The following is a 20802-nucleotide window of genomic DNA, read 5'->3' as shown; positions in this document are numbered from 1 at the left end:
CCTCAGCCGTGCGCGATCATCACATGGCGCACGGCGGTGTAGTCTTCGAGAGCATAGGTGGAGAGGTCCTTGCCGTAGCCGGACTGCTTCAGCCCGCCATGCGGCATCTCGTTGACCAGCATGAAATGGGTGTTGATCCAGGTGCAGCCGTAGCGCAGCTCGGCCGCCGTCGCCATGGCGCGCGAAACGTCCTTCGTCCAGACGGAGGACGCGAGCCCGTAGTCGGAATCGTTCGCCCAGGCGACAGCATCCTCCACCTCGGTGAAGCGCGTCACCGAGACGACGGGGCCGAAGACCTCGCGGCGCACGATCTCGTCCTCCTGCCGGGCGCCGGCGATCACCGTCGGCTGGAAGAAGAAGCCGGCCTCGCCGCCGGTCTTGCCGCCCGTCGTCACCTCGATATGCGACTGGCTCGCGGCGCGCTCGACGAAGCTCGAGACGCGGTCGCGCTGGCGCCGGGAGATCAGCGGGCCGATCTCGTTCGCCGTGTCGTCGGCCTCGCCGAACCGGATGGTGGAGGCGGCGGCGGACAGATCGGCGACCAGCCGGTCGTGGATCTTCGGACCGGCATAGATGCGGCAGGCGGCGGTGCAGTCCTGGCCGGCATTGTAGAAGCCGAAGGCGCGCAGGCCCTGCACCACGGCTTCCAGATCGGCATCGTCGAACACGATCACCGGCGCCTTGCCGCCGAGCTCCAGATGGGTGCGCTTCACCGATTTCGCGGCGGCCTGCAGCACCTTCTTGCCGGTGGCGATATCGCCGGTGATCGAGACCATGTCGATCTTCGGATGGTTGATCAGCGCGTTGCCGACCGTGCCGCCCTGGCCGAGGACGATGTTGACGACGCCTTCGGGCAGGATGTCGGCGAGGAGACGGCCGAGCTTCAGCGCCGTCAGCGGCGTCTGCTCGGACGGCTTGAAGACGACCGTGTTGCCGCCGGCGATCGCCGGGGCAAGCTTCCAGGCCATCATCATCAGCGGATAGTTCCAGGGCGCGATCGAGCCGACGATACCGATCGGGTCGCGCCGGATCATCGAGGTGTGGCCCGGCAGATACTCGCCCGCCACCTGGCCCGGCAGGACGCGCACCGCGCCGGCGAAGAAGCGGTAGCAGTCGACGATCGCCGGGATCTCGTCGTTGAGCACGGCATTGATCGGCTTGCCGCAGTTCAGCGCCTCCAGCCGGGCGAAGTCCGCCGCCTCGCGCTCGATCGCGTCGGCGATCTTCAGGAGATAGGCGGAGCGCTGCGCCGGCGTCGTGCGCGACCAGCCGCGAAAGGCCCGTTCGGCGGCCGCCACCGCGCGGTCGATCTGGCCGAGCGAGGCCTCGGGCAGGGTCAGGATCGTGCCGCCGGTCTTCGGATCGAGGATCGTCTCCTCGGCCTCGGTGCCCGCCTCGAAGGCCGAGCCGATCAGCATCGCGGTGTCCATGGGCATGTCTCCGGGTTGCGGGTTCATTTGCCGGCGCCGGCGGTCTGGTCGCCGTCGCGGGTGAGGAAGAAGGCGAGGAGGATCGGCAGGAAGGTGACGAGCACCACCACCATCGCCACGACATTGGTGACCGGCCGCTGGCGCGGCCGGATCAGCTCCTCCAGCATCCAGAGCGGCAGGGTCTGCTGCTGCCCGGCGGTGAAGGTGGTGACGATCACCTCGTCGAAGGACAGCGCGAAGGCCAGCATGCCGCCGGCGAGCAGCGCCGAGGCGATGTTCGGCAGGACGATGTGGCGGAAGGTCTGGAAGCCGTCGGCGCCGAGATCCATCGAGGCTTCGACCAGCGAGCCGGCGAGGCGGCGGAAGCGCGCCACCGCATTGTTGTAGACGACGACGATGCAGAAGGTCGCGTGGCCGAGGACGATCGTCCAGAAGGAGAACGGGATCTCCAGCATTCCGAAGGCCGAGCGCAGCGCGATGCCGGTGACGATGCCGGGCAAGGCGATCGGCAGGATGACGAGAAGCGACACCGCCTCGCGCCCGAAGAAGCGGGCGCGGCTGACGGCGGCGGCGGCGAGCGTGCCGAGAACGAGGGCGGCGAGCGTCGCGACGGCCGCGACCTTCAGCGACAGGCCGAGCGCCGCCCAGACGTCCGGCCGGTCCCAGGTCACGGCGAACCAGCGCAGCGTCAGGTCCGGCGGCGGCCAGACGAAGCTGCGCTCCTCCGTCGTGAAGGCGTAGACGAAGATCAGGAGAAGCGGCCCGAGCAGGAAGAGCAGGCCGGCGCCGGCGGCGACCTTCAGCGAAAGCGGCGCGGCGTCAGAGCGCATCGAAGGCTCCCGCGCGTTTGGCGCCCCAGAGATAGAAGCCCATGATGACGATCGGCACCATGGTGAAGGCGGCGGCCAGCGGAATGTTTCCCGCCGTGCCCTGCTGGGTATAGACGGCCTGGCCGATGAAGAGCCGCGAGGAGCCGACGATCTGCGGGATGATGTAGTCGCCGAGCGTCAGCGAGAAGGTAAAGATCGAGCCGGCGACGACACCCGGCAGCGCGAGCGGCCATGTCACATGCCGGAAGGTGGCGGCGGGCGTCGCGCCGAGATCGCCGGAAGCGTCGAGAAAGCTCGCCGGCACGCGCTCCAGCGCCGCCTGCATCGGCAGGATCATGTAGGGCAGCCAGACATAGAGGAAGACGAGGAAGGTGCCGATATAGCTGACCGACAGCGAGTTGCCGCCGATGCCGGGCAGCGCCAGCACCGCGTCCAGCACGGGCGCGAGACCCAGCCTGGCGAAGGCCCAGGTGAGGATGCCTTCCTTGGCAAGGATCAGCTTCCAGGCATAGATCTTGACGAGATAGCTCGACCAGAGCGGCAGCATCACCGCGATGTAGAAGAAGGCCTTGGCCGCGCCCCGGGCGTAGCGGGCCGCGTAATAGGCGATCGGCAAGGCGACGAGGATGCTGGCGAGCGTCACGCAGGCCGCCATCGCCACGGTTCGCAGGATGATGGCGAGATTGGCGGCGGTGAAGAGCTGCGCATAGGTCGCGAGCGTGAAGTCCTCGACCACGAGACCGGAGAAGTCGTCGAGCGAATAGAAGCTCTGGACGAGAAGCGCCGCGAGCGAGCCGAGATAGACGACGACCAGCCAGAGCAGCGGCAGGGCGAGCAGAAGGACGGCCAACAGCGCCGGCCGCCGCCAAAGTCCATCGGCCAGCGAACCGGCAAGACCGCGACGCGGCGCCGCGACCGCGAGCGCGCTCATCGGCGGACGCCTTCCGCGTCGGGCTCGAATGCCGGGTCCAGGAAGGACCGCAGCATCACGGACTCTCTCCTCTCCGCTTCACAGGGACGCTGAACACCATCCTCCGCCATTGGCATGCTCTCCCCCCTTGAGAGGGAGATGCCAGCAGGTAGCGGGGGGTGCGAAGGCGATAGCCTTCGAACGACGCGGCGGTGGAAGAGGTGGGCCTCGCTGGCGCTCGCCACCCCGCTCCGGGCTGCCGCCCATGTCCTCCTCAAGGGAGATCGAAGCTCGGCGGTCTCGCGTCCTTGAAGATACGACGGAAGCCGGGCCCTCACGTCCCCTCCTCCATCAGATGGAGCGCGTCCGGCGCGAAGGCGATCGTCAGGCGTTCGCCGGACGGCGGAACCTCGCCCGCCGGACGCAGGGCATGGAGGGCGAGGCCGTTGCCGAGTTCGATGCCGAGCCTTACCGTCGCGCCGAGATAGCTTCTCGACACGAGCCGCCCGGCGAGCTGGAAATCCGCCGCCGCCTCCGGCGCGAGCCGCACCGCCTCCGGCCGCAGGCTCGCCCAGCGCCGCCGGCCGACGAGATTCTCCACGAAATCCGGCGGCAGGACGTTGGACGAGCCGACGAAATCGGCGACGAAGCGGTTGCGCGGCCGCTGATAGACCTCTTCGGGCGTGCCGACCTGTTCGATGCGGCCGGCGCCGAAGACGGCGATGCGGTCGGCCATGGACAAAGCCTCGCTCTGGTCGTGCGTGACGAAGACGAAGGTGATGCCGAGCGCGCGCTGCAAGCCCTTCAGCTCTTCCTGCATGTCCTCACGCAGCTTCAGGTCGAGCGCGCCGAGCGGCTCGTCGAGGAGAAGCACCTTCGGCTCGGCCACGATGGCGCGCGCCAGGGCGACGCGCTGGCGCTGGCCGCCGGACAATTGGCCGGGCCGGCGCCGTCCGTAGCCGGCAAGGCGCACGCGCTCCAGCGCCGCCTCGGCGGCGGCATGGCGCGCCGCCTTCGGCACCTTCCGGATCATCAGCGGATAGGCGACGTTGTCGAGGACATCGAGATGGGGAAACAGCGCGTAGTCCTGGAAGACCGTGTTCACCGGGCGGCGATGCGGCGGCCGGCCGGTGACGTCCTCGCCGAAGATCGCGATGCGGCCGGTGGAGGGCTGCTCGAAGCCGGCGACGAGGCGCAGGCAGGTCGTCTTGCCGGAGCCGGACGGCCCCAGCATGGCGAAGAACTCGCCCGGCCGGATCTCGAGATCGATGCCGGCCAGCGCCGTGACCGGTCCGAAGACACGCGAGACCTCGGCAAGGGAAACGGCGGGGATGGCAGTCACGGCGATCCTTTGATGGTTAGAACGGGACAGGGCCGCCGCTGTCTTCTCCCCATCGGGGAGAAGATGCCAATCTCCGGCGCCGCGACCCGCTTCGCGGCCTCGCGATCCCGATCAGCCGCCCATCACGGCGATGTAGTCGGAGACCCAGCGCGAATAGGGAACGCAGGTGCCGCCATCGGAACATTTGGCGGTCGGCGTGCGCCAGAAGCGGATCTTGTCGAAATTGTCGAAGCCGTTGGTCTTGCAGCCTTCGGGACCGAGAAGATCGCTCGCCTTGCAGGCATCCGGCACGGCGGGCACCGAGCCGAACCAGGCCGCGACGTCGCCCTGCACCTTGGGCGACAGCGAATGTTCCAGCCATTTATAGGCGCAGTTTGGATGCTGGACGTCGGCGGCGAGCATGGTCGTGTCGGCCCAGCCCGTCGCGCCTTCCGCCGGGATGGTGGAGGCGACGGGCCGCTTGTCGGCGGTCAGCGTGTTGACCTGGAACGGCCAGGAGGAGGAGGCGACGACGCCCTCCGTCTTGAAGTCATCCACCTGCACGGCGGCATCGTGCCAATAACGGCCGACGAGCTGGCGCTGGCCCTTCAGGAGGTCGAGAACGGCGGCATATTGCGCCTCGTTCAGCTCGTAGGGGTCCTTGATGCCGAGCTCGGGCTGCTTGTGCATCAGGTAGTTGGCGGCATCGGCGATATAGATCGGCCCGTCATAGGCCTGGACGCGGCCCTTGTTCGGCTTGCCGTCCGGCAGGTTCTGCGGCTCGAAGATCACCGACCAGCTCTTCGGCGCCTCCTTGAAGACCTCGGTCGAATAGAGAAGCACGTTCGGCCCCCATTGATAGGGCGTGCCGTAATGCTTGCCGCCGACGGTGAACCAGGCGCCGTCCTTCAGACGCGGATCGACCTTGTCCCAGCTCGGCACCAGACCGGTGTCGATCGGCTGCACCTTCTTGCCGGCGACGAGGCGGAGCGAGGCGTCGCCGGAGGCGGTGACGAGGTCGAAGCCGCCGCCATTCATCAGCGTCACCATCTCGTCGGAGGTGGCGGCGGTCTTTACGTTGACCTTGCAGCCGGTCTCCGTCTCGAAGCCCGATACCCAGTCATAGGCCTTGTCGGTCTCGCCGCGCTCGATATAGCCGGGCCAGGCGACGATATTCACCTGCCCCTCCCCCGCGCCGACCTTGGTGATCGCCTCCGCCGCGATCGCCTGCCCGCAGAACAGGGCGGCCATGGCGAGCGCCGTGCAAGTCTTGAGCGTCTGCTTCATCCTGCCTCTCCGGTGACGAGGCCCGTCGCGGCGGCGGCGGGTCGGAGGGCAGCTTAGACGGCGTTCAAATCCCCGCAAACGCATTCGTCCGATAGGTGATTTCGGAAAAACCGATAGCACGGACGGCGAGTGATCACCGTCCCCGGCCCGGCTCGCCCCCGGCCATGGCGACGAAGTCGCGCGCCGCGCGGCCGAGGGCCGAACCGCGCCGCCAGACCATGCCGACCTCGACCATCGGCAGATCGCCGGAAATCGGCCGGTTCTCGATGCGGTCGCCTTCCAGCGACCAGCGGCGATAGACGAGATCGGGCAGGAGCGCGATGCCGGCGCCCGTCGCGACGAGGCTGCGCACCGCTTCCACCGAACGGGTGCGGAAGGCGACGTTCGGCTTGGCGCCCAGCGCCGCCAGGAGCCGTCCGATATTCTCCTCGATCTCGTCCACCGTCAGCATGATCAGCGGCTCGCGCCCGATGGCGGCGACGTCGACGACCTCGGTCTCGGCCAGCGGGTGGCCGCTCGGCAGCCAGAGGCGATAGCGCGAGCGCTCGAAGACCTGCGACTGGAGGGCGACGCGGTCCTTCAGATTCGAGATGACCATCACCGCGACATCGAGTTCGCCGCCGATGAGAAGATGTTCGAGATAGTCGCCATTGTCCTCGATGGCCCGGGTCTCGACCAGCGGAAAGGCGCGGCGATAGCGGGCGAGAATGTCGGACAGGACATAGCCGGCGACGAGCGAGGTGACGCCGAAATTCAGGCTGCCGGGCTCCGAGCGGCTTTCCTCGGCGAAGCTCTGGCGCGCATCGGCCACGGCATCGAGCACGCGCAGCGCGTGGCGATAGAATTGCTGCCCCTTGTGGGTGAGGGTGAGGCCGCGCCGATGGCGCTCGAAGAGCTGGACGCCGAGATCGAATTCGAGATCCTTCAGCGCCTCCGTCACCGCCGACTGCGACACGGAGAGGATCTGCGCGGCGCCGGACACCGTGCCGCCTTCGGCGACCGCGATGAAATAGCGAAGCTGGCGGAGCGTGAAGCTCATGGCCGCCCGGTCGCCCGCGCGGGAACGGGCGACGCGAGCCCGCCCCGGTCACGATCCTGCCTCGACTGCCCCATTCCGCCCGCCGCCCTCGTTCAACCGGAGACGGCGACCATGGCCGGCGGGAGCGCCCGAGCGCAAGGACCGGAGCCGCCCGGGCGGCGGCTCCGAAGCGAGGAGTTCAGAGATTGCGCTCGATCGCGCCTTCCACCTTGCCGAGAATGCCGGTCGTCCCGGATTTGGAGCTCTGCGGCAGCTGCGCGCCGCCGTCCGGCCGGGCGGGGGCGAGACTCGGCTCGCCGCCCATCGGCTGCGACTTCACCGCCGTGAACTCGCCCTTGCCGTCCATGGAAGGCCCGGAGGTCCAGCGCCCTTGCGGGATCGAGCCGTCGACCATATGCCCGAAATAGGCATAGGAATATTTCTGGTTCTCCTGCGACTGCGGGAAGGAATTGGGGATCGGCAGATTGGCCTCCGCCCCGCCCATGTCCTCCAGCGCCGCCAGCCATTGCTGCTGGTGCATCGTGTCGCGGGCGATCATGAAGGCCAGCATCTCCTTCATGCCGGGATCGTCCGTCATGTTGTAGAGCCGGACGGCGAGCGCGCGGCCCGTGCTTTCGGCGCAGACATTGGAATACATGTCCGCCGCGAGATTGCCCGAGGCATAGATATGCGACATGTCGAAGGGCACGCCATTCGAGTCGGCCGGCAGGGCGGCGAGGCCGGTGGACAGGATATGGCGCATGTCCATGCCGTTCAGCACCGCGCCGCCGACCGCGTCGGCCGAGACGTCCTCCTGAAGCGACAGCGGCGCCTTTTCGAGGTTGAGGGCGACGGCGGTCGCCAGCATCTCGATATGGCCGAGCTCCTCCGTCGCGGTGTTCAAAAGAAGGTCGCGATACTTGGCCGGTCCCCGCGCCCCGAAGGCCTGGAACATATATTGCATGGCGACGCGGATCTCGCCCTCGACGCCGCCGATCGCCTGTTGCAGCGCCTTGGCGAAGAGCGGGTTCGGCTTCTCGACGCGCACCGGGAATTGCAGCTTGCCGTCCGTATAGAACATGGGTCTCGTTCCTCTGCGAAATCAGGAAATGGAAAGGTCAGGCGGCCGCCGCCTTCGCGGTCGGCATATCCTCGGCGATCCGGGTCAGGAGCTCGTCGGTCCTCTTCTCCTCGGCGAGGGTTTCCTCGATGAGGCCGACCGCGTCCGCGTAGCCGAGCTTCGTCGCCCAGCTCTTCAGGAGGCCGTAGCGGGCGATCTCGTAATGCTCGATCGCCTGGGCGCAGCCGATGAGGACGTCGTCGCCGGCTTCGGTATCGCCGAAATCCTCCAGGTCCTCCTCCATCTCGGCGGTCAGGCCCTGCATCGCCTCGCAGGTCTTGCCGCGCGGCGACTTGCCGATGATCTCGAAGACGCGGGTCAGGCGCTCGATCTGCTCGGCGCTCTCCTCGGCATGGCGCTCGAAGGCCTGCTTCAGCTCGGGCGCCCTGGCCGCGCGCGCCGATTTCTTCAGAGCACGGACGGAGGATTTCTCGGCGTAATAGACGTCCTTCAACGTTTCATGAAAAGCATCGGCAAGCGTCTTCGCGGCCATGAGCTGAGCATTCCCTGTGAAACCGTGGATGCCGACTGAAAGCTGAAGGACATCGGCAAGTTCCGGCCCTGCTTCGGCGAACGCGGTCGACGGCTAAAGATTAGCCGCGCGGGATATGCTTGGAGATTGAGGACGATGACTGAGGTTTCGGCGACCGCACTTTGTTCGCCGGGCAAGTTTTGCTGTCGAAGCGATCCCGCATCGACGGGAAACCGCCGGCAGCGCGTGGGCCGGCGGGACCGCGCCAACGCCACGACCCGGAGGCGCCCTGCGGCGCTCCGGGTTCTCAGGCAATCCGGTCCGGTCCTCAGGCGGGGGTCAGGACGGCCTCGAGCTCGGCGAGGCGCGGCGGATCGGCGCCGGGGCGCGAACAGGTGACGGCGGCGGCCTTCGCCGCGAAGCGGAGCGCCGCCGCAAGGTCCTCGCCCGCCAGGGCGCCGAGGCCGGGGCGCGACAGCCGGCCGGCCTGGCGCAGGGCCGTGAGGAAGGCGGCGAAGAACGTGTCTCCCGCCCCGATCGTATCGGCGACGTCGACGGGCGCCGCCGGCACATGCCGCTCGCCGGAGGCGGCGAAGGCGGTGGCGCCCGCCGCCGCCGCCGTGACGACGACGAGCGCGACGCCGCTGGCCCGGAGATCGGCGGCGATCGCGGCGGCCGAGCGGCCGGGATAGAGATAGTCGGCATCCTCGTCCGACATGCGCACGATGTCGCTTCCCCGCGCCATGCGGTCGATGCGGGCGCGATAGGCGGCGGCGTCGCGCACGAGGCTCGGCCGGCAATTGGGATCGAGCGTCACGAGGCAGTGCCGCCGCGCCTCCCGCGCGAAACTCTCGTAGCGGCCGGCGGCCGGCTCGCCGATCAGCGTCACCGAACCGAAATGCACGGCCTCGATGCCGGCGAGATCGGCGAGGCCCGGCGCGGGCCGCCAATGCCGGCTGGCGCTCGCCTGATCGTAGAAGACATAGCGGGGCGCGGCGACCTCGGCCGAGACCAGCGCCAGCGTCGTCTCCTCCTCGCCGGTCGTGACCCGCGAGATGTCGATGCCTTCGGCGGCGAAGCGTTCGCGCAGGAGGTCGCCGAGGAAATCGGTGGACAGGGCGCCGACGAAGCCGGCGGGGACGCCGAGCCGGCGGAGCGCCACGGCGATGTTGAAGCAGGAGCCGCCGGGAAAGGGCCGATAGGCCACGATCCCGTCGGGCAGCCGCAGCGGCACCATGTCGATATGGGCGTCGCCGCAGCAGAGGATCGCGGGCGCCGTCACGCGGCGGCCGCCGGTGTCGGCGCGGGAACGGCTCCGGTCATGATCGCGACGGCTTCCTGCATCGTATGCTCCTTGGGCGAGGTCAGGGCCACGCGCCGTCCGAGCCTCTGGATGTGGATGCGGTCGGCGATCTCGAAGACATGCGGCATGTTGTGACTGATCAGGATCACGGGCAAGCCGCGATCGCGGATGGTGCGGATGAGATCGAGCACCTGGCCGGACTCGCGCACGCCGAGCGCCGCCGTCGGCTCGTCCATGATCACCAGCTTGCTGGCGAAGGCGCCGGCGCGCGCCACGGCGACGCCCTGGCGCTGGCCGCCGGACAGGACCTCGACCGGATTGCCGATGGCGGGAATGTTGAAGCGCAGCGTTTCCATGTGCTCCACCGCCTTCTCGCGCATCGCCCGCTTGTCCAGCATGCCGAGGACGCGGCCGAGGGCGCCCTTGCGCCGCAATTCGCGGCCGAGGAAGAGATTGGCCGTGATGTCGAGCGCCGGGGCGACGGCGAGTTCCTGATAGACGGTCTCGATGCCCTTGGCCCGTGCGTCGAGCGGCCCCTTGAAATGGACCGGCGCGCCGTCGAGCCGCAACTCGCCCTCGTCCGGGCGGATCGCGCCGGACAGGACCTTGATCAGCGTCGACTTGCCGGCGCCGTTGTCGCCGATGATCGCGATCACCTCGCCGGCCCGCAGCTCGAAATCGGTGCCGTCGAGCGCCGTCACATGGCCGTAGCGCTTGGTGAGGCCACGCCCCTCGAAGACGAGGCGCGGATCGGAGCCTTGCTGGGACATGCGCATCACCACCTCCGGCGATAGAGCTGGTCGGCCGCGACCGCCAGGATGACGAGGACGCCGGTCACGAGATCCTGCCAGAGCGGATCGATGCCCCGAAGGGTCAGGCCGTTGCGCAGGACCGCGATGATCAGCGTGCCGATGAGCGTGCCGATCACCCCGCCGCGGCCGCCGAAGAGGCTGGCGCCGCCGATCACCGCCGCGGTGATCGAATCGAGATTGGCGGTCTGGAGCGCGTTCGGATCGGCGCTCGGGATGCGGCCGAGGGCGAGCCAGGCCGCGAAGGCGTAGATGAGGCCGGCGACGACATAGACCGAGAGCAGGATGCGCGGCACGTTGATGCCGACGAGGCGCGCGGCGGCCGGGCTGTTGCCGACCGCATAGACATGCCGGCCCCACCAGGTCTCGTGCAGCGCGAAGGCGACGGCGGCATAGAGCCCGAGAAGGGCGAGCATGCCATAGGTGACGCGCGCGCCCGACAGCGTGAAGCCGTTGCCGAAGAAGGCGGCGAGATCGTTCTCGATCGGATAGGAATTGCCCATCGAGAGAAGCCGCGTCGCCGCCGTCACGATGCCGAGCAGGCCGAGCGTGACGATGAAGGGCGGCAGGCGCAGCCGGCTGACGAGCGTGCCGGACACGGCGCCGAGGACGATCGCCACGGCGAGAGCGAGAAGGATGCAGAGCGCCGGATCGAGCCCTTCGAGCGCGAAGCGGCCGATGATCACCATGGCGAGGACGGTGATGCCGCCGGCGGCGAGATCGATGCCGGCGGTGAGGATCACCAGCGTCTGGCCGATGGCCAGCGCGCCGAGGATGACGCTCTGCTGCATGACGAGCGACAGGTTGCGCGGCGTCAGGAAATGCTCGGTGGTGAAGGCGAAGAACAGGCAGAAGAGCAGAAGCACGACCAGCGGGCCGACGCTCGGCATCAGGAGCGCGCTCTTCCAGAACGGCAGAACCGGGGTCTGCACCCCTGGCTTGAACTTGGCGATGGTGGACATGACGGGCGCCCCGAAACGTTGACGAGCCTTGCGGTCCGCCGGCGGAACCGGCGGACCTTCCGTTCGGAGGGATCAGCCCCAGCAGGCCTCGGCGCCGAATTTCGTGTCCTTCGAGGGAATGCCCTCGACGGGCTTGTCGGTGATCACCTCGGCGCCGGTATCGACGAAGCCGGCGGGCTTCTTGCCGCCCTTCGCCGCCTCGACGATCGCCGCGAGGCCGAGCGCCGCCATCTTGCGCGGGAACTGCATCACCGTGGCGGCGGTCTTGCCGTCATGGACGTTCTTCACCCCGGCGCAGCCGCCGTCGATCGCGGTCAGCACGATGTCCTTCTCCAGCCCCGCCGCCTTGATCGCGGCATAGGCACCGGCCGCCGCCGTCTCGTTGATCGAATAGACGGCGTTGATGTCGGGATGGGCGGCGAGGAGATTCTCCATCGCGGCCTGGGCCTTGTCCGTCGCGCCATTGGTGAACTGCGCGCCGAGGATCGCCGGATCGCCCTTGGCGAGCCCCATACCCTTCAGATAGCCGTCATGGCGCAGTTCCGAGACGCTGGAGCCGGAGGTGCCGTCGAGCATCACGATCTTCGGCGCCTTGCCGCCGAGCGCCTGCTTGGCATAGGCGCCCTGATATTCGCCGGCCTTGAAATTGTCCGTCGCGAAGGTGGCGTCGACGGCGTCGGCGGGCTCGGTCGGGGTGTCGAGGGCGATGACGACGATGCCCTTGGCGCGCGCTTCCTTCACGGCCGAGAGGATGGCGGTGGAATTGCTCGGCGTGATCAGGATGCCCTTCGCGCCGACGCTGATGAGGTTCTCGATCGCCGCGACCTGCGACTCGGTGTCGCCGTCGAACTTGCCGGTGCTCGCGACGAGCTTGACGCCGTGCTTCTTGGCCTCTTCGGTCGCCGCCTCGCGCATCTTCACGAAGAAGGGGATCGTGTCGGTCTTGGTGATGAGACCGACCACCATCGGCTCCTCGGCGCGCGCCGGAGCACCGGCCACGAGGGCGGCGAGGAGCGACAGGCCGGCGATCCCGGCGGCGAGCGATGCGCGTGCGGATCCGATCCGCTTCGTGACGACCTGCGGCATGCGAAACCTCCCAGAGTTTGGACGGCCCTCCTCCCGGCGCATGGCGCGACCGGCATCTCCCGAGGACCGATGCCGGCGATTAGCACCGAGCTTCGATAGCTTGTCAACGACTTTTGCCTATCTCAAACAGCAAATGTTCGATTGACATTTGCACTCCAAGAAACGCATATGTCGTTCAGATGCCGCCACCCCTCGTCGGGGACCGGCAGGTCGCGGGATGGAATTCGGGAGGATCAATTGCCCAAGGAACTGCTAGTCGATCCGTCGCTCTTCAAGCAGGCAGGCACCCTCGCCTTCCCGAGCATTCCGGTCCATGCCTATTCGGGCACGATCGCGGCGGAACGCGCGGCGCGCGGCGACACGCGGCTGGTGCAGGTGCTGCGCCACATGATGATCGTGCGCGAGTTCGAATCGATGCTCGGCTCCTTCAAGGCGACGGGCGCCTATGCCGGCATTTCCTTCAACTACAAGGGCCCGGCCCATCTTTCCATCGGCCAGGAGGGCGCGGCGGTCGGCGCGGCCCTGGCGCTCAAGCCCGAGGACCACATCTTCGGCAGCCACCGCAGCCATGGCGAGTTCATCGCCAAGGGCCTGGCGGCGATCGAGACGCTGGAGCCCGCAGCGCTCCAGGCGATCATGGAGGGCCACGAGAAGGGTGCGCTGCTGAAGGCCGTGGAGACCCATATCGGCGGCGAGGGCAAGGCGCTCGGCGAGAACTTCCTGCTCTTCGGCCTCCTCGCCGAGATCTTCATGCGCGGCAACGGCTTCAACGGCGGTATGGGCGGCTCGATGCACGCCTTCTTCCTGCCCTTCGGCGCCTATCCGAACAATGCCATCGTCGGCGCCTCGGCCGGCATCGCGACGGGCGCGGCGCTGCGCCGCAAGCTCGCCGGCGAGCCGGGCATCACGGTGGCCAATGCCGGCGACGGCTCGACGGGCTGCGGCCCGGTCTGGGAGGCGATGAACTTCGCCTCCATGGCGCAATACGAGACGCTCTGGACCGACGCGAAGCGCGGCGGCCTGCCGGTGCTCTTCTTCTTCACCAACAATTTCTACGCCATGGGCGGCCAGACGATCGGCGAGACCATGGGCTGGGACCGCCTGTCGCGCATCGGCGCGGCGGTGAACAAGAACGGCATGCATGCCGAGACGGTGGACGGCACCAATCCCCTCGCCGTCGCCGACGCGGTGGCGCGCAAGCGCGCCCTGCTTCTCGAAGGCAAGGGGCCGGCGCTGCTCGACGTCGAATGCTACCGCCTCAGCGGCCATTCCACGACCGACGCCAATGTCTATCGCTCGCGCGAGGAGATGAGCGCCTGGGAAGCGCATGATCCGATCTCCTCCTTCGCCACCAGCCTCGTGGAGGCCGGCGTCCTGGCGCTCGATGCGGTCGAGGCGATGAAGGCGGAAGTGGCGGAGAAGATCCGCATCGTCACCGCCGCCGCCGTCGATCCGAAAGCCGCGACCATCGTCGACATCGAGGCCGACCCGACGCTGATCGGCCGGCTGATGTTCAGCCATGCCGAGACGAGCCTGCCGGAGACGCTGGCGCCCGACGTGAAGGCGCCGGAGACGACGGCGCGCGTGCGCCAGAACGCCAAGAAGAGCCGCTTCGGCCTCGGGGCGGAGGGCGAGAAGCTCTCGGCGATGCGCGCCATCACGCTGCGCGACGGCCTGTTCGAGGCGGTGCTGCACCACATGCTGCACGACGAGCGGCTGATCGCCTATGGCGAGGAATGCCGCGAATGGGGCGGCGCCTTCGGCGTCTATCGCGGCCTGTCGGACCTCCTGCCCTATCAGCGCCTGTTCAACTCGCCGATCTCGGAAGCCGCGATCGTCGCCACCGCCGTCGGCTACGCGATGGAGGGCGGCCGGGCGCTGGTCGAACTGATGTATGGCGACTTCATCGGCCGCGCCGGCGACGAGATCTTCAACCAGATGGCCAAGTGGCAGTCGATGTCGGCCGGCCATCTCCGCCTGCCGGTGGTGCTGCGCTGCTCGGTCGGCTCGAAATACGGCGCCCAGCACAGCCAGGACTGGTCGGCGCTCGTCGCCCATATTCCGGGTCTCAAGGTCGTCTATCCGGCCACGCCCTACGACGCGAAGGGCCTGATGGCCTCGGCGCTTGCCAGCGAGGATCCGGTGGTCTTCTTCGAGAGCCAGCGGCTCTACGACGTGACCGAGCATTTCCGCGAAGGCGGCGTGCCGGAGGATTATTATCGCATTCCGTTCGGCGCGCCGGACGTGAAGCGCGAGGGCAGCGACGTGACGATCCTGACGATCGGCCCCTCGCTCTATGCCGGCATCGCCGCCGCCGACCAGCTCGCCGAGACGCACGGCCTGTCGGCCGAGGTGATCGACGCGCGCACCCTCGTGCCCTTCGACTACGAGCCGGTGCTGCGCTCGCTGGAGAAGACCGGCCATCTCCTCATCGTTTCCGAGGCGAGCGAGCGCGGCAGCTTCCCGATGACGCTCGCCGCCAATCTCACCCGCTTCGGCTTCAAGCATCTGAAGGCGCCGCCGCGCGTCCTCGGCTCGCCGAACTGGATCGTGCCGGGCGCCGAGATGGAGACGACCTACTTCCCGCAGGTCGGCGACATCATCGACATCGTCACCGGCGAATTCTATCCCGAAAAGAAGAGCAACCGGCGCGGCGTGCGCGTCTGGGATGACCTCGAACTCGCGCGCCTCGCGCTCTGAACCCCAGGACGACTTCCATGGACCACAAGATCCTGATGCCCCAGCTCGGCAACGAGATCGAGGAGGCGCAGATCGACGAATGGCTCGTCAAGATCGGCGACCGCGTCGAGAAGGGCGACCAGCTCGTCGCCGTGACGACGCCGAAGATCACGATCGAGATCGAGGCGCCGGCCTCCGGCATCCTCAAGGAGATCTTCGTCGAGGCCGACAATCTCGCCATCGTCGGCGAGGTGCTGGGCACGATCGAGGAATGAGCGAGGCCCTCGCCCGCCGTCTCGCGCTGAAGCCGGAAGGCGGCACGGGCCGGCCGATCGTCCTCGTCCACGGCTTCGGCGCCGACCGCCTGAGCTGGCTCGCCAATCAGGGAGCCCTTGCCGCCAGCGGCCAGGTCTTCACCCTCGACCTGCCGGGCCACGGTCGCGAACCGCTCGTCGAGCGCTCCTTCGCCGAACTGGCCGACGCGCTGGCCGAGGGGCTCGACGCGGCGGGGCTGGAGGGCGCGACGCTGGTCGGCCATTCGCTCGGCGCGGCGATCGCCCTCGTCCTCGCCGCGAACCATCCGGACAAGGTCGGCGCCCTGGTGCTGATCGCGCCGGCCGGGCTCGGCGCGGGCGTCGACGCCGATTTCCTTGAGAGCTTTCCGAAGCTGACGCAGGCGGAAGAGACCGAAGCGCTGCTTCAGCGCCTCGTGACGCGCCCGCGCCTCATCAACCGCCACATGGTGAGCCATGTCCTCGAACAGCTCGGCGACCCCGAGCGGCGCGAGGCGCTGGCCGGCGTCGCCCGCATCCTCCTGGAGGATGGCGCAGCCCTCGGCGAGGCCGTCGCCACGGTGGCCGCCTCCGACCTGCCGCGCCTCGTGATCTGGGGCGCGGAAGACCGCATCAATCCGCTCGACGAGGCGCGGCTCGTCCGTTTCGGCGGCACGCGGCACATCCTGCCGGCGGCCGGGCATATGCCGCATGTGGAAAGCGCGCCGCGCGTCAACGAGTGGATTGCCAGCTTTCTCGCACCCGGCGCAAGCTGAGGGCTTGCCGACAGAAACCCAGCGGATCCGATGGCCAAGCTTCGACGCGCCCAGAACACCCTGTCCGACGATCCGTCGCTGCGGCTGCGCGCGGCCTGGCTCTATTACAACCACAACCGGACGCAGAAGGAGATCGCCGAGCAGCTCGGTCTCAGCCGCACCACGGTCATCCGCCTCCTCGACGAGGGGCTGAAGCGCGGCGAGGTGCAGATCTGGATCGGCGGCGGCGATCGCGACTGCACCGAGCTCGCCCTTCGCCTGGAAGAAAAGCTCGGCCTCGACGAGGCGATCGTCGTGCCGGAGGCGCCGGATATCGACCGCACGGCCCGCTCGGTCGGGCTGGCGCTCGGGCGTTTCCTGTCGGAGGCCATCGCCGACGACATGCGGATCGGCGTCGGCTGGGGCCGCACGCTGACGGCCTCGCTCGCCAGCTTCCGCCCGCCCCGGCGCGAGAACGTCACCGTCGTCTCGCTCCTCGGCGGCATCATGGAAACGCGGCTCGAGAACCCGGCCGACTATGCCTGGCGCCTCGCGAGCCCGATCGGCGCGGATTGCTTCCTGTTTCCCGCGCCGCTCTTCGTCGATTCGGCCGAAACCAAGCGGACGCTGCGCGAGCGCTGCGGTCTCGATCGTCTGGAAACCCTGGCGGAGCGGCTCGATCTCGCCGTCGTCAGCGTCGGCGATATCGGCCTCGAAGGCACGTCGCTCTCGCGCAACTTCCTCTCCAAGGCCGATTACGAAGACGTGGTCGCGGCCGGCGCGATCTGCGACGTGATGTGCAACTTCCTTGACGCCGAAGGGCGGACGGTGCCCCATCCGGTGAACGACCGGGTGATGTCGATCGACCTCGCCCATCTCGCCCAGGCCGAGCATCTCGTCCTCGCCTGCGGCGGGGCGCATCGCGCCGGTCCGATCCGCGCCGCCATCCGCCGGCTCGGCTGCAACACGCTGGTCACCGACGAGGGCGCGGCCCGCGCCCTTCTCGCGAGCGCCTGATCCCCCTTTCGGCAGGGCCGTTTCCCATGTTTCTCGGCATCGATATCGGCACCACCGCCACGAAGGCCGCCCTCTTCGACGCCTCCTTCGCCCGCGTCGCGGCGGCGACCAGCGTCTACGAGGTCGACCAGCCGCGGCCGGGCGTCAGCGAGATCGATCCCGGTCTCTGGCTCGCCGCCTGCCGCGAGACGCTGGCGGCGATCCGCGCCGCCGCCCCCGCCGCCTTCGCCGCGACGCGCGCCATCGGCCTGTCCGGCCAGATGCACAGCATCGTCACGCTCGACGCGGGCGACCGGCTTCTCCGGCCGGCGATCCTCTGGAATGACGCGCGCGGCGTCGAGGAGGCGGCCCATCTCGCGCAAGCACTGCCCGCGATCGGCACGGAAACCGGCGTCCTGCCGATGCCGAGCTTTTCCGCCGCCAAGCTGCTCTGGCTGGCGCGCCACGCGCCGGAGGACATGCGGCGCCTCGCGCGGGTCGGCTTCGCCAAGGACTATGTGCGCCATTGGCTGACCGGCGAATGGGCGACGGATGTCTCGGACGCGGCCGGCGGCCAGCTTCTCGACGAGGCGGCGCGCGACTGGAGCGACGCCGTGCTCGGCGCGATCGGCCTCGACCGGGCCGTGCTGCCGCGCCTCCTCGAAGGACCGGCGCCGGCCGGCCGGCTGCGGGGGGCGCTGGCGGCCGAACTCGGCCTGCCGGCCGGCATTCCCGTCGCGACCGGCGGCGGCGACGCGGCGACCGGCGCGCTCGGCCTCGGCTGCGTCTCGGCCGGCGATAGCTTCGTCTCGCTCGGCACGGGCACGATCCTCGTCTCGGTGCAGGAGCGCTACCGGCCCGAGCCGGCCTCGCTGCTCCACACCTTCGCCCATTGCGTGCCGGGGCGCTGGTACCAGATGGCGGCGATGCTGAACGGCGCGAGCTGCCTCGCCTGGGCGGCGCGGCTCTGTGGCGAGCCGAGCGTCGAGGGCCTGCTCGGCCGCGCCGAGGCGCTCGGGCCCGGCCCCGGCCGCGTGCTCTTCCAGCCCTATCTGCGCGGCGAGCGCACGCCGCACAACGACGTCGAGGCGCGCGGCGCCTTTCTCAATCTCGAGGCCGGAACGGAAGCGCCGGACCTCGCCCGCGCGGTGCTCGAAGGCGTCGCCTTCTCGCTCCGCCAGGGCCGCGATCTCATGCGCGCGGCGGGAACCGCGACGGGCGCGATCCGCCTGATCGGCGGCGGCGCCCGCAGCGCCTATTGGCGGAGGGTGATCGCGACCGTCCTCGACGAGCCCCTGCATCTCGTCGCCGACGCCGATTTCGCCGGCGCCTCCGGCGCGGCCCGGCTCGGCGCCATGGCGGCGGGCGAGGCGCCCGCGCGCTGCATGGACGCCCCGCCGGTCGCCGCCGTGGACGAGCCGGACCCCATGACGGCCGCCGCCTATGCCGAGCGCTACGCCCTCTGGCGCGAGCTCTATCCGGCGCTGCGCCGCTTCCAGTAGCCCGGAGGAGCCGAACTGGGCTCCTTCCTCTCCCGCCACTCCCTTCCACGACGCCAGTGCCGGCTCGCCGGTCTCCGCTCGTCAATGCGCGAATTTCAGGCAGCGGGACGACTTGCATCCTCGTCACAAATTTGCAGGATGTCAGACCAATTGAAGTCGGTCGGCGGAGGGTTCGTTGCTGACGAAACTGCCGGTCATCGACCGCAATCGCGAGGTTCTGGACGCCCTGTCGGATTTCATCCGGCAGGCGAATGTGGCCGTCGGCGACCGCCTGCCGGCCGAGCGCGAGATGATGGTGGCGCTCGGCGTCGGGCGCTCCACCATCCGCGAGGCGATCCGCCAGATGCAGGCGCTGGGCCTCGTCGAGACGAAGAAGGGCAGCGGCTCCTATCTGAAGCGGCCGGTCTCGGCCTCCAGCGTCCACATGCCGCTGACGATCGACGCGAGCGACCTGCGCGACGCGCTGCTCCAGACGCTCGACGTGCGGCGCGGGCTGGAAGTGGAGGCGAGCGCGCTCGCGGCGCTGCGCGCGACGCCCGAGGACGTGGCGCGGATGGCGGCGACGCTCGCCGAGATGGAACGCGTCCATCTCGACAAGGGCACGGCCGGCCGCGAGGACCTCGCCTTCCACCTGTCGATCTACGAGGCGACGCATAACCCGCTCTTCGGGCAGTTGCTCGAACAGATGCGCGAGGCCTTCGAGCGCTTCTTCGCCAAGCCCTTCGACCGGCCGGACTTCGCCCGCCGGTCCTTTCCCTTCCACCGCGAGCTCTTCGACGCCATCGCCCGCGGCGACGGCGCCCTCGCGCGGGACAAGACCCTCGCCATCCTCGCGATCGTCGAGGAGGATATCAAGGACATGTCGCAATGACGGACGCCCTCGGCGCCGAGGCCTTCTCGCTGATCGCCGCCCATGACGGCCCCCACGCCTTCGACGCCGTGGTGCCGCCGATCGCCCAGACCTCGCTCTTCACCTTCTCCTCCTTCGCCGAGATGGAGGAGACCTATCTTGGCCGGAAGGTGCGGCCGACCTATACGCGCGGCCTCAACCCGACGGTGCGGCTGTTCGAGGAGAAGCTCGCCGCGCTGGAGGGCGCCGAGGACGCGATGGGCTTCGCCAGCGGCATGGCGGCGATCTCCTCCGCCGTTCTCGCCTTCGCCGCGCCCGGCGACCGGATCGTCGCCGTCCGCCATGTCTATCCGGATGCCTATCGCCTGTTCGAGATCCTCCTGAAGCGCATGCGGATCGAGGTGACCTATGTCGACGGCCGCGACGAGGAGGCGGTGGCGAAGGCGCTGCCCGGCGCGAGGCTCTTCTACATGGAAAGCCCGACGAGCTGGGTGATGGAGGCGCATGATGTCGGCGCGCTGGCGGCCCTGGCGAAGCGCCACGGCGTCATGACCATGATCGACAATTCCTGGGCGACGCCGGTCTTCCAGCGCCCGCTCGCCCTCGGCGTCGATCTCGTCATCCATTCGGCGTCGAAATATCTCGGCGGCCATTCGGATGTCGTCGCCGGCGTCGTCGCCGGCTCGAAGGCGCTGATCCGCGAGATCCGGGCGCAGACCTATCCCTATCTCGGCGGCAAGCTGTCGCCCTTCGACGCCTGGCTGCTCGTCCGGGGCCTCAGGACCCTGCCGCTGCGCATGAAGGCGCACGAGGCGGACGCGCTCGCCGTCGCCCGCTGGCTGAAGGATCGCCCCGAGGTCGAATCGGTGCAGCATCCCGGCCTCGCCAATGCCCTGCCGCCCGGCCTCACCGGCACGTCCGGCCTGTTCTCCTTCACCTTCCGCGACGGGGTGAAGGTGCCGGCCTTCGCCGACGCCCTCCGGCTCTTCAAGCTCGGCGTGTCCTGGGGCGGGCATGAAAGCCTCTGCGTGCCGGGCCAGGTCGTCCTGTCGCAGAACCAGGGGCCGAATTCCGGCCATGCCTTCGGCATCTCGCCGCGCTCGGTGCGGCTGCATGTCGGCCTCGAAGGCGCGGCCTCCCTCATCGCCGATCTCGAAACCGCCATCGGCGCGGCGCTCGCCGCCTGAACCCCATCCCGAC

General features: G+C 69.0%; 19 protein-coding genes. 7 read left to right on the top strand and 12 right to left on the bottom strand.

The window, feature by feature from the left end; genetic code table 11:
• Positions 1-2: 2 nt before the first annotated feature.
• The 12 genes from IEY14_RS08475 to IEY14_RS08420 form a co-directional block, all read right to left on the bottom strand.
• Positions 3-1430 carry a gamma-aminobutyraldehyde dehydrogenase gene (locus tag IEY14_RS08475; protein WP_188907773.1) on the bottom strand — a complete coding sequence of 476 codons (1428 nt, stop codon included), beginning with the start codon at positions 1428-1430 and terminating at the stop codon, positions 3-5.
• A gap of 23 nt (positions 1431-1453) precedes the next feature.
• Entirely contained in the window at positions 1454-2260 is an 807-nt protein-coding gene (locus tag IEY14_RS08470; RefSeq protein WP_188907772.1) for an ABC transporter permease, read from the bottom strand.
• Positions 2250-3191, bottom strand: a complete 942-nt coding sequence (locus IEY14_RS08465) for an ABC transporter permease (RefSeq protein WP_188907771.1) — start codon at positions 3189-3191, stop codon at positions 2250-2252. Before IEY14_RS08465 ends, IEY14_RS08470 begins: the two co-directional genes overlap by 11 nt.
• 313 nt (positions 3192-3504) lie before the next feature.
• Positions 3505-4503, bottom strand: coding sequence for an ABC transporter ATP-binding protein (locus tag IEY14_RS08460; protein WP_188908118.1), 999 nt, complete (start codon positions 4501-4503; stop codon positions 3505-3507).
• Between the two features lie 120 nt (positions 4504-4623).
• Positions 4624-5778 (bottom strand): ABC transporter substrate-binding protein, encoded by a 1155-nt coding sequence (locus IEY14_RS08455; protein WP_188907770.1) that lies wholly within the window; start codon positions 5776-5778, stop codon positions 4624-4626.
• A gap of 133 nt (positions 5779-5911) precedes the next feature.
• Positions 5912-6817, bottom strand: a complete 906-nt coding sequence (locus IEY14_RS08450; RefSeq protein WP_188907769.1) for a LysR substrate-binding domain-containing protein — start codon at positions 6815-6817, stop codon at positions 5912-5914.
• A gap of 178 nt (positions 6818-6995) precedes the next feature.
• Entirely contained in the window at positions 6996-7877 is an 882-nt protein-coding gene (locus IEY14_RS08445) for a manganese catalase family protein (protein ID WP_188907768.1), read from the bottom strand.
• Between the two features lie 37 nt (positions 7878-7914).
• Positions 7915-8409: a YciE/YciF ferroxidase family protein gene (locus IEY14_RS08440; RefSeq protein ID WP_188907767.1), complete on the bottom strand. Its 495-nt coding sequence runs from the start codon at positions 8407-8409 to the stop codon at positions 7915-7917.
• 307 nt (positions 8410-8716) lie between these two features.
• Positions 8717-9670, bottom strand: coding sequence for a PfkB family carbohydrate kinase (locus IEY14_RS08435; RefSeq protein WP_188907766.1), 954 nt, complete (start codon positions 9668-9670; stop codon positions 8717-8719).
• On the bottom strand, positions 9667-10461 hold the full coding sequence (locus tag IEY14_RS08430) for an ATP-binding cassette domain-containing protein (protein ID WP_210318314.1): 795 nt from the start codon (positions 10459-10461) through the stop codon (positions 9667-9669). Before IEY14_RS08430 ends, IEY14_RS08435 begins: the two co-directional genes overlap by 4 nt.
• A 5-nt stretch (positions 10462-10466) precedes the next feature.
• Positions 10467-11462, bottom strand: coding sequence for an ABC transporter permease (locus tag IEY14_RS08425; RefSeq protein WP_188907764.1), 996 nt, complete (start codon positions 11460-11462; stop codon positions 10467-10469).
• Between the two features lie 72 nt (positions 11463-11534).
• The gene (locus IEY14_RS08420; protein WP_188907763.1) at positions 11535-12548 is read right to left on the bottom strand and encodes a substrate-binding domain-containing protein; all 1014 of its coding nucleotides are present in this window, start codon (positions 12546-12548) and stop codon (positions 11535-11537) included.
• A gap of 237 nt (positions 12549-12785) precedes the next feature.
• Between IEY14_RS08420 and IEY14_RS08415 the strand changes: the two genes are divergently transcribed.
• From IEY14_RS08415 to IEY14_RS08385, 7 genes are all read left to right on the top strand, one after another.
• Entirely contained in the window at positions 12786-15248 is a 2463-nt protein-coding gene (locus IEY14_RS08415; RefSeq protein WP_188907762.1) for an alpha-ketoacid dehydrogenase subunit alpha/beta, read from the top strand.
• A gap of 17 nt (positions 15249-15265) precedes the next feature.
• Complete coding sequence (locus tag IEY14_RS08410; protein ID WP_188907761.1) at positions 15266-15502, top strand: biotin/lipoyl-containing protein; 237 nt, start codon at positions 15266-15268, stop codon at positions 15500-15502.
• Positions 15499-16275: an alpha/beta fold hydrolase gene (locus IEY14_RS08405; RefSeq protein WP_188907760.1), complete on the top strand. Its 777-nt coding sequence runs from the start codon at positions 15499-15501 to the stop codon at positions 16273-16275. Before IEY14_RS08410 ends, IEY14_RS08405 begins: the two co-directional genes overlap by 4 nt.
• A 30-nt stretch (positions 16276-16305) precedes the next feature.
• Positions 16306-17271, top strand: a complete 966-nt coding sequence (locus IEY14_RS08400; RefSeq protein WP_188907759.1) for a sugar-binding transcriptional regulator — start codon at positions 16306-16308, stop codon at positions 17269-17271.
• Between the two features lie 26 nt (positions 17272-17297).
• Positions 17298-18752, top strand: coding sequence for a xylulokinase (gene xylB, locus IEY14_RS08395; RefSeq protein ID WP_188907758.1), 1455 nt, complete (start codon positions 17298-17300; stop codon positions 18750-18752).
• A gap of 175 nt (positions 18753-18927) precedes the next feature.
• Positions 18928-19623: a FadR/GntR family transcriptional regulator gene (locus tag IEY14_RS08390; protein ID WP_373288938.1), complete on the top strand. Its 696-nt coding sequence runs from the start codon at positions 18928-18930 to the stop codon at positions 19621-19623.
• Positions 19620-20789 (top strand): PLP-dependent transferase, encoded by a 1170-nt coding sequence (locus IEY14_RS08385; protein ID WP_188907757.1) that lies wholly within the window; start codon positions 19620-19622, stop codon positions 20787-20789. Before IEY14_RS08390 ends, IEY14_RS08385 begins: the two co-directional genes overlap by 4 nt.
• Positions 20790-20802 lie beyond the last annotated feature (13 nt).

This window comes from Aureimonas endophytica, assembly GCF_014642635.1.
Classification (GTDB): Bacteria; Pseudomonadota; Alphaproteobacteria; order Rhizobiales; family Rhizobiaceae; genus Plantimonas; species Plantimonas endophytica.
The sequence above is the reverse complement of the archived record's forward strand: the minus strand, read 5'-3'. Positions and strand labels throughout refer to the sequence as shown.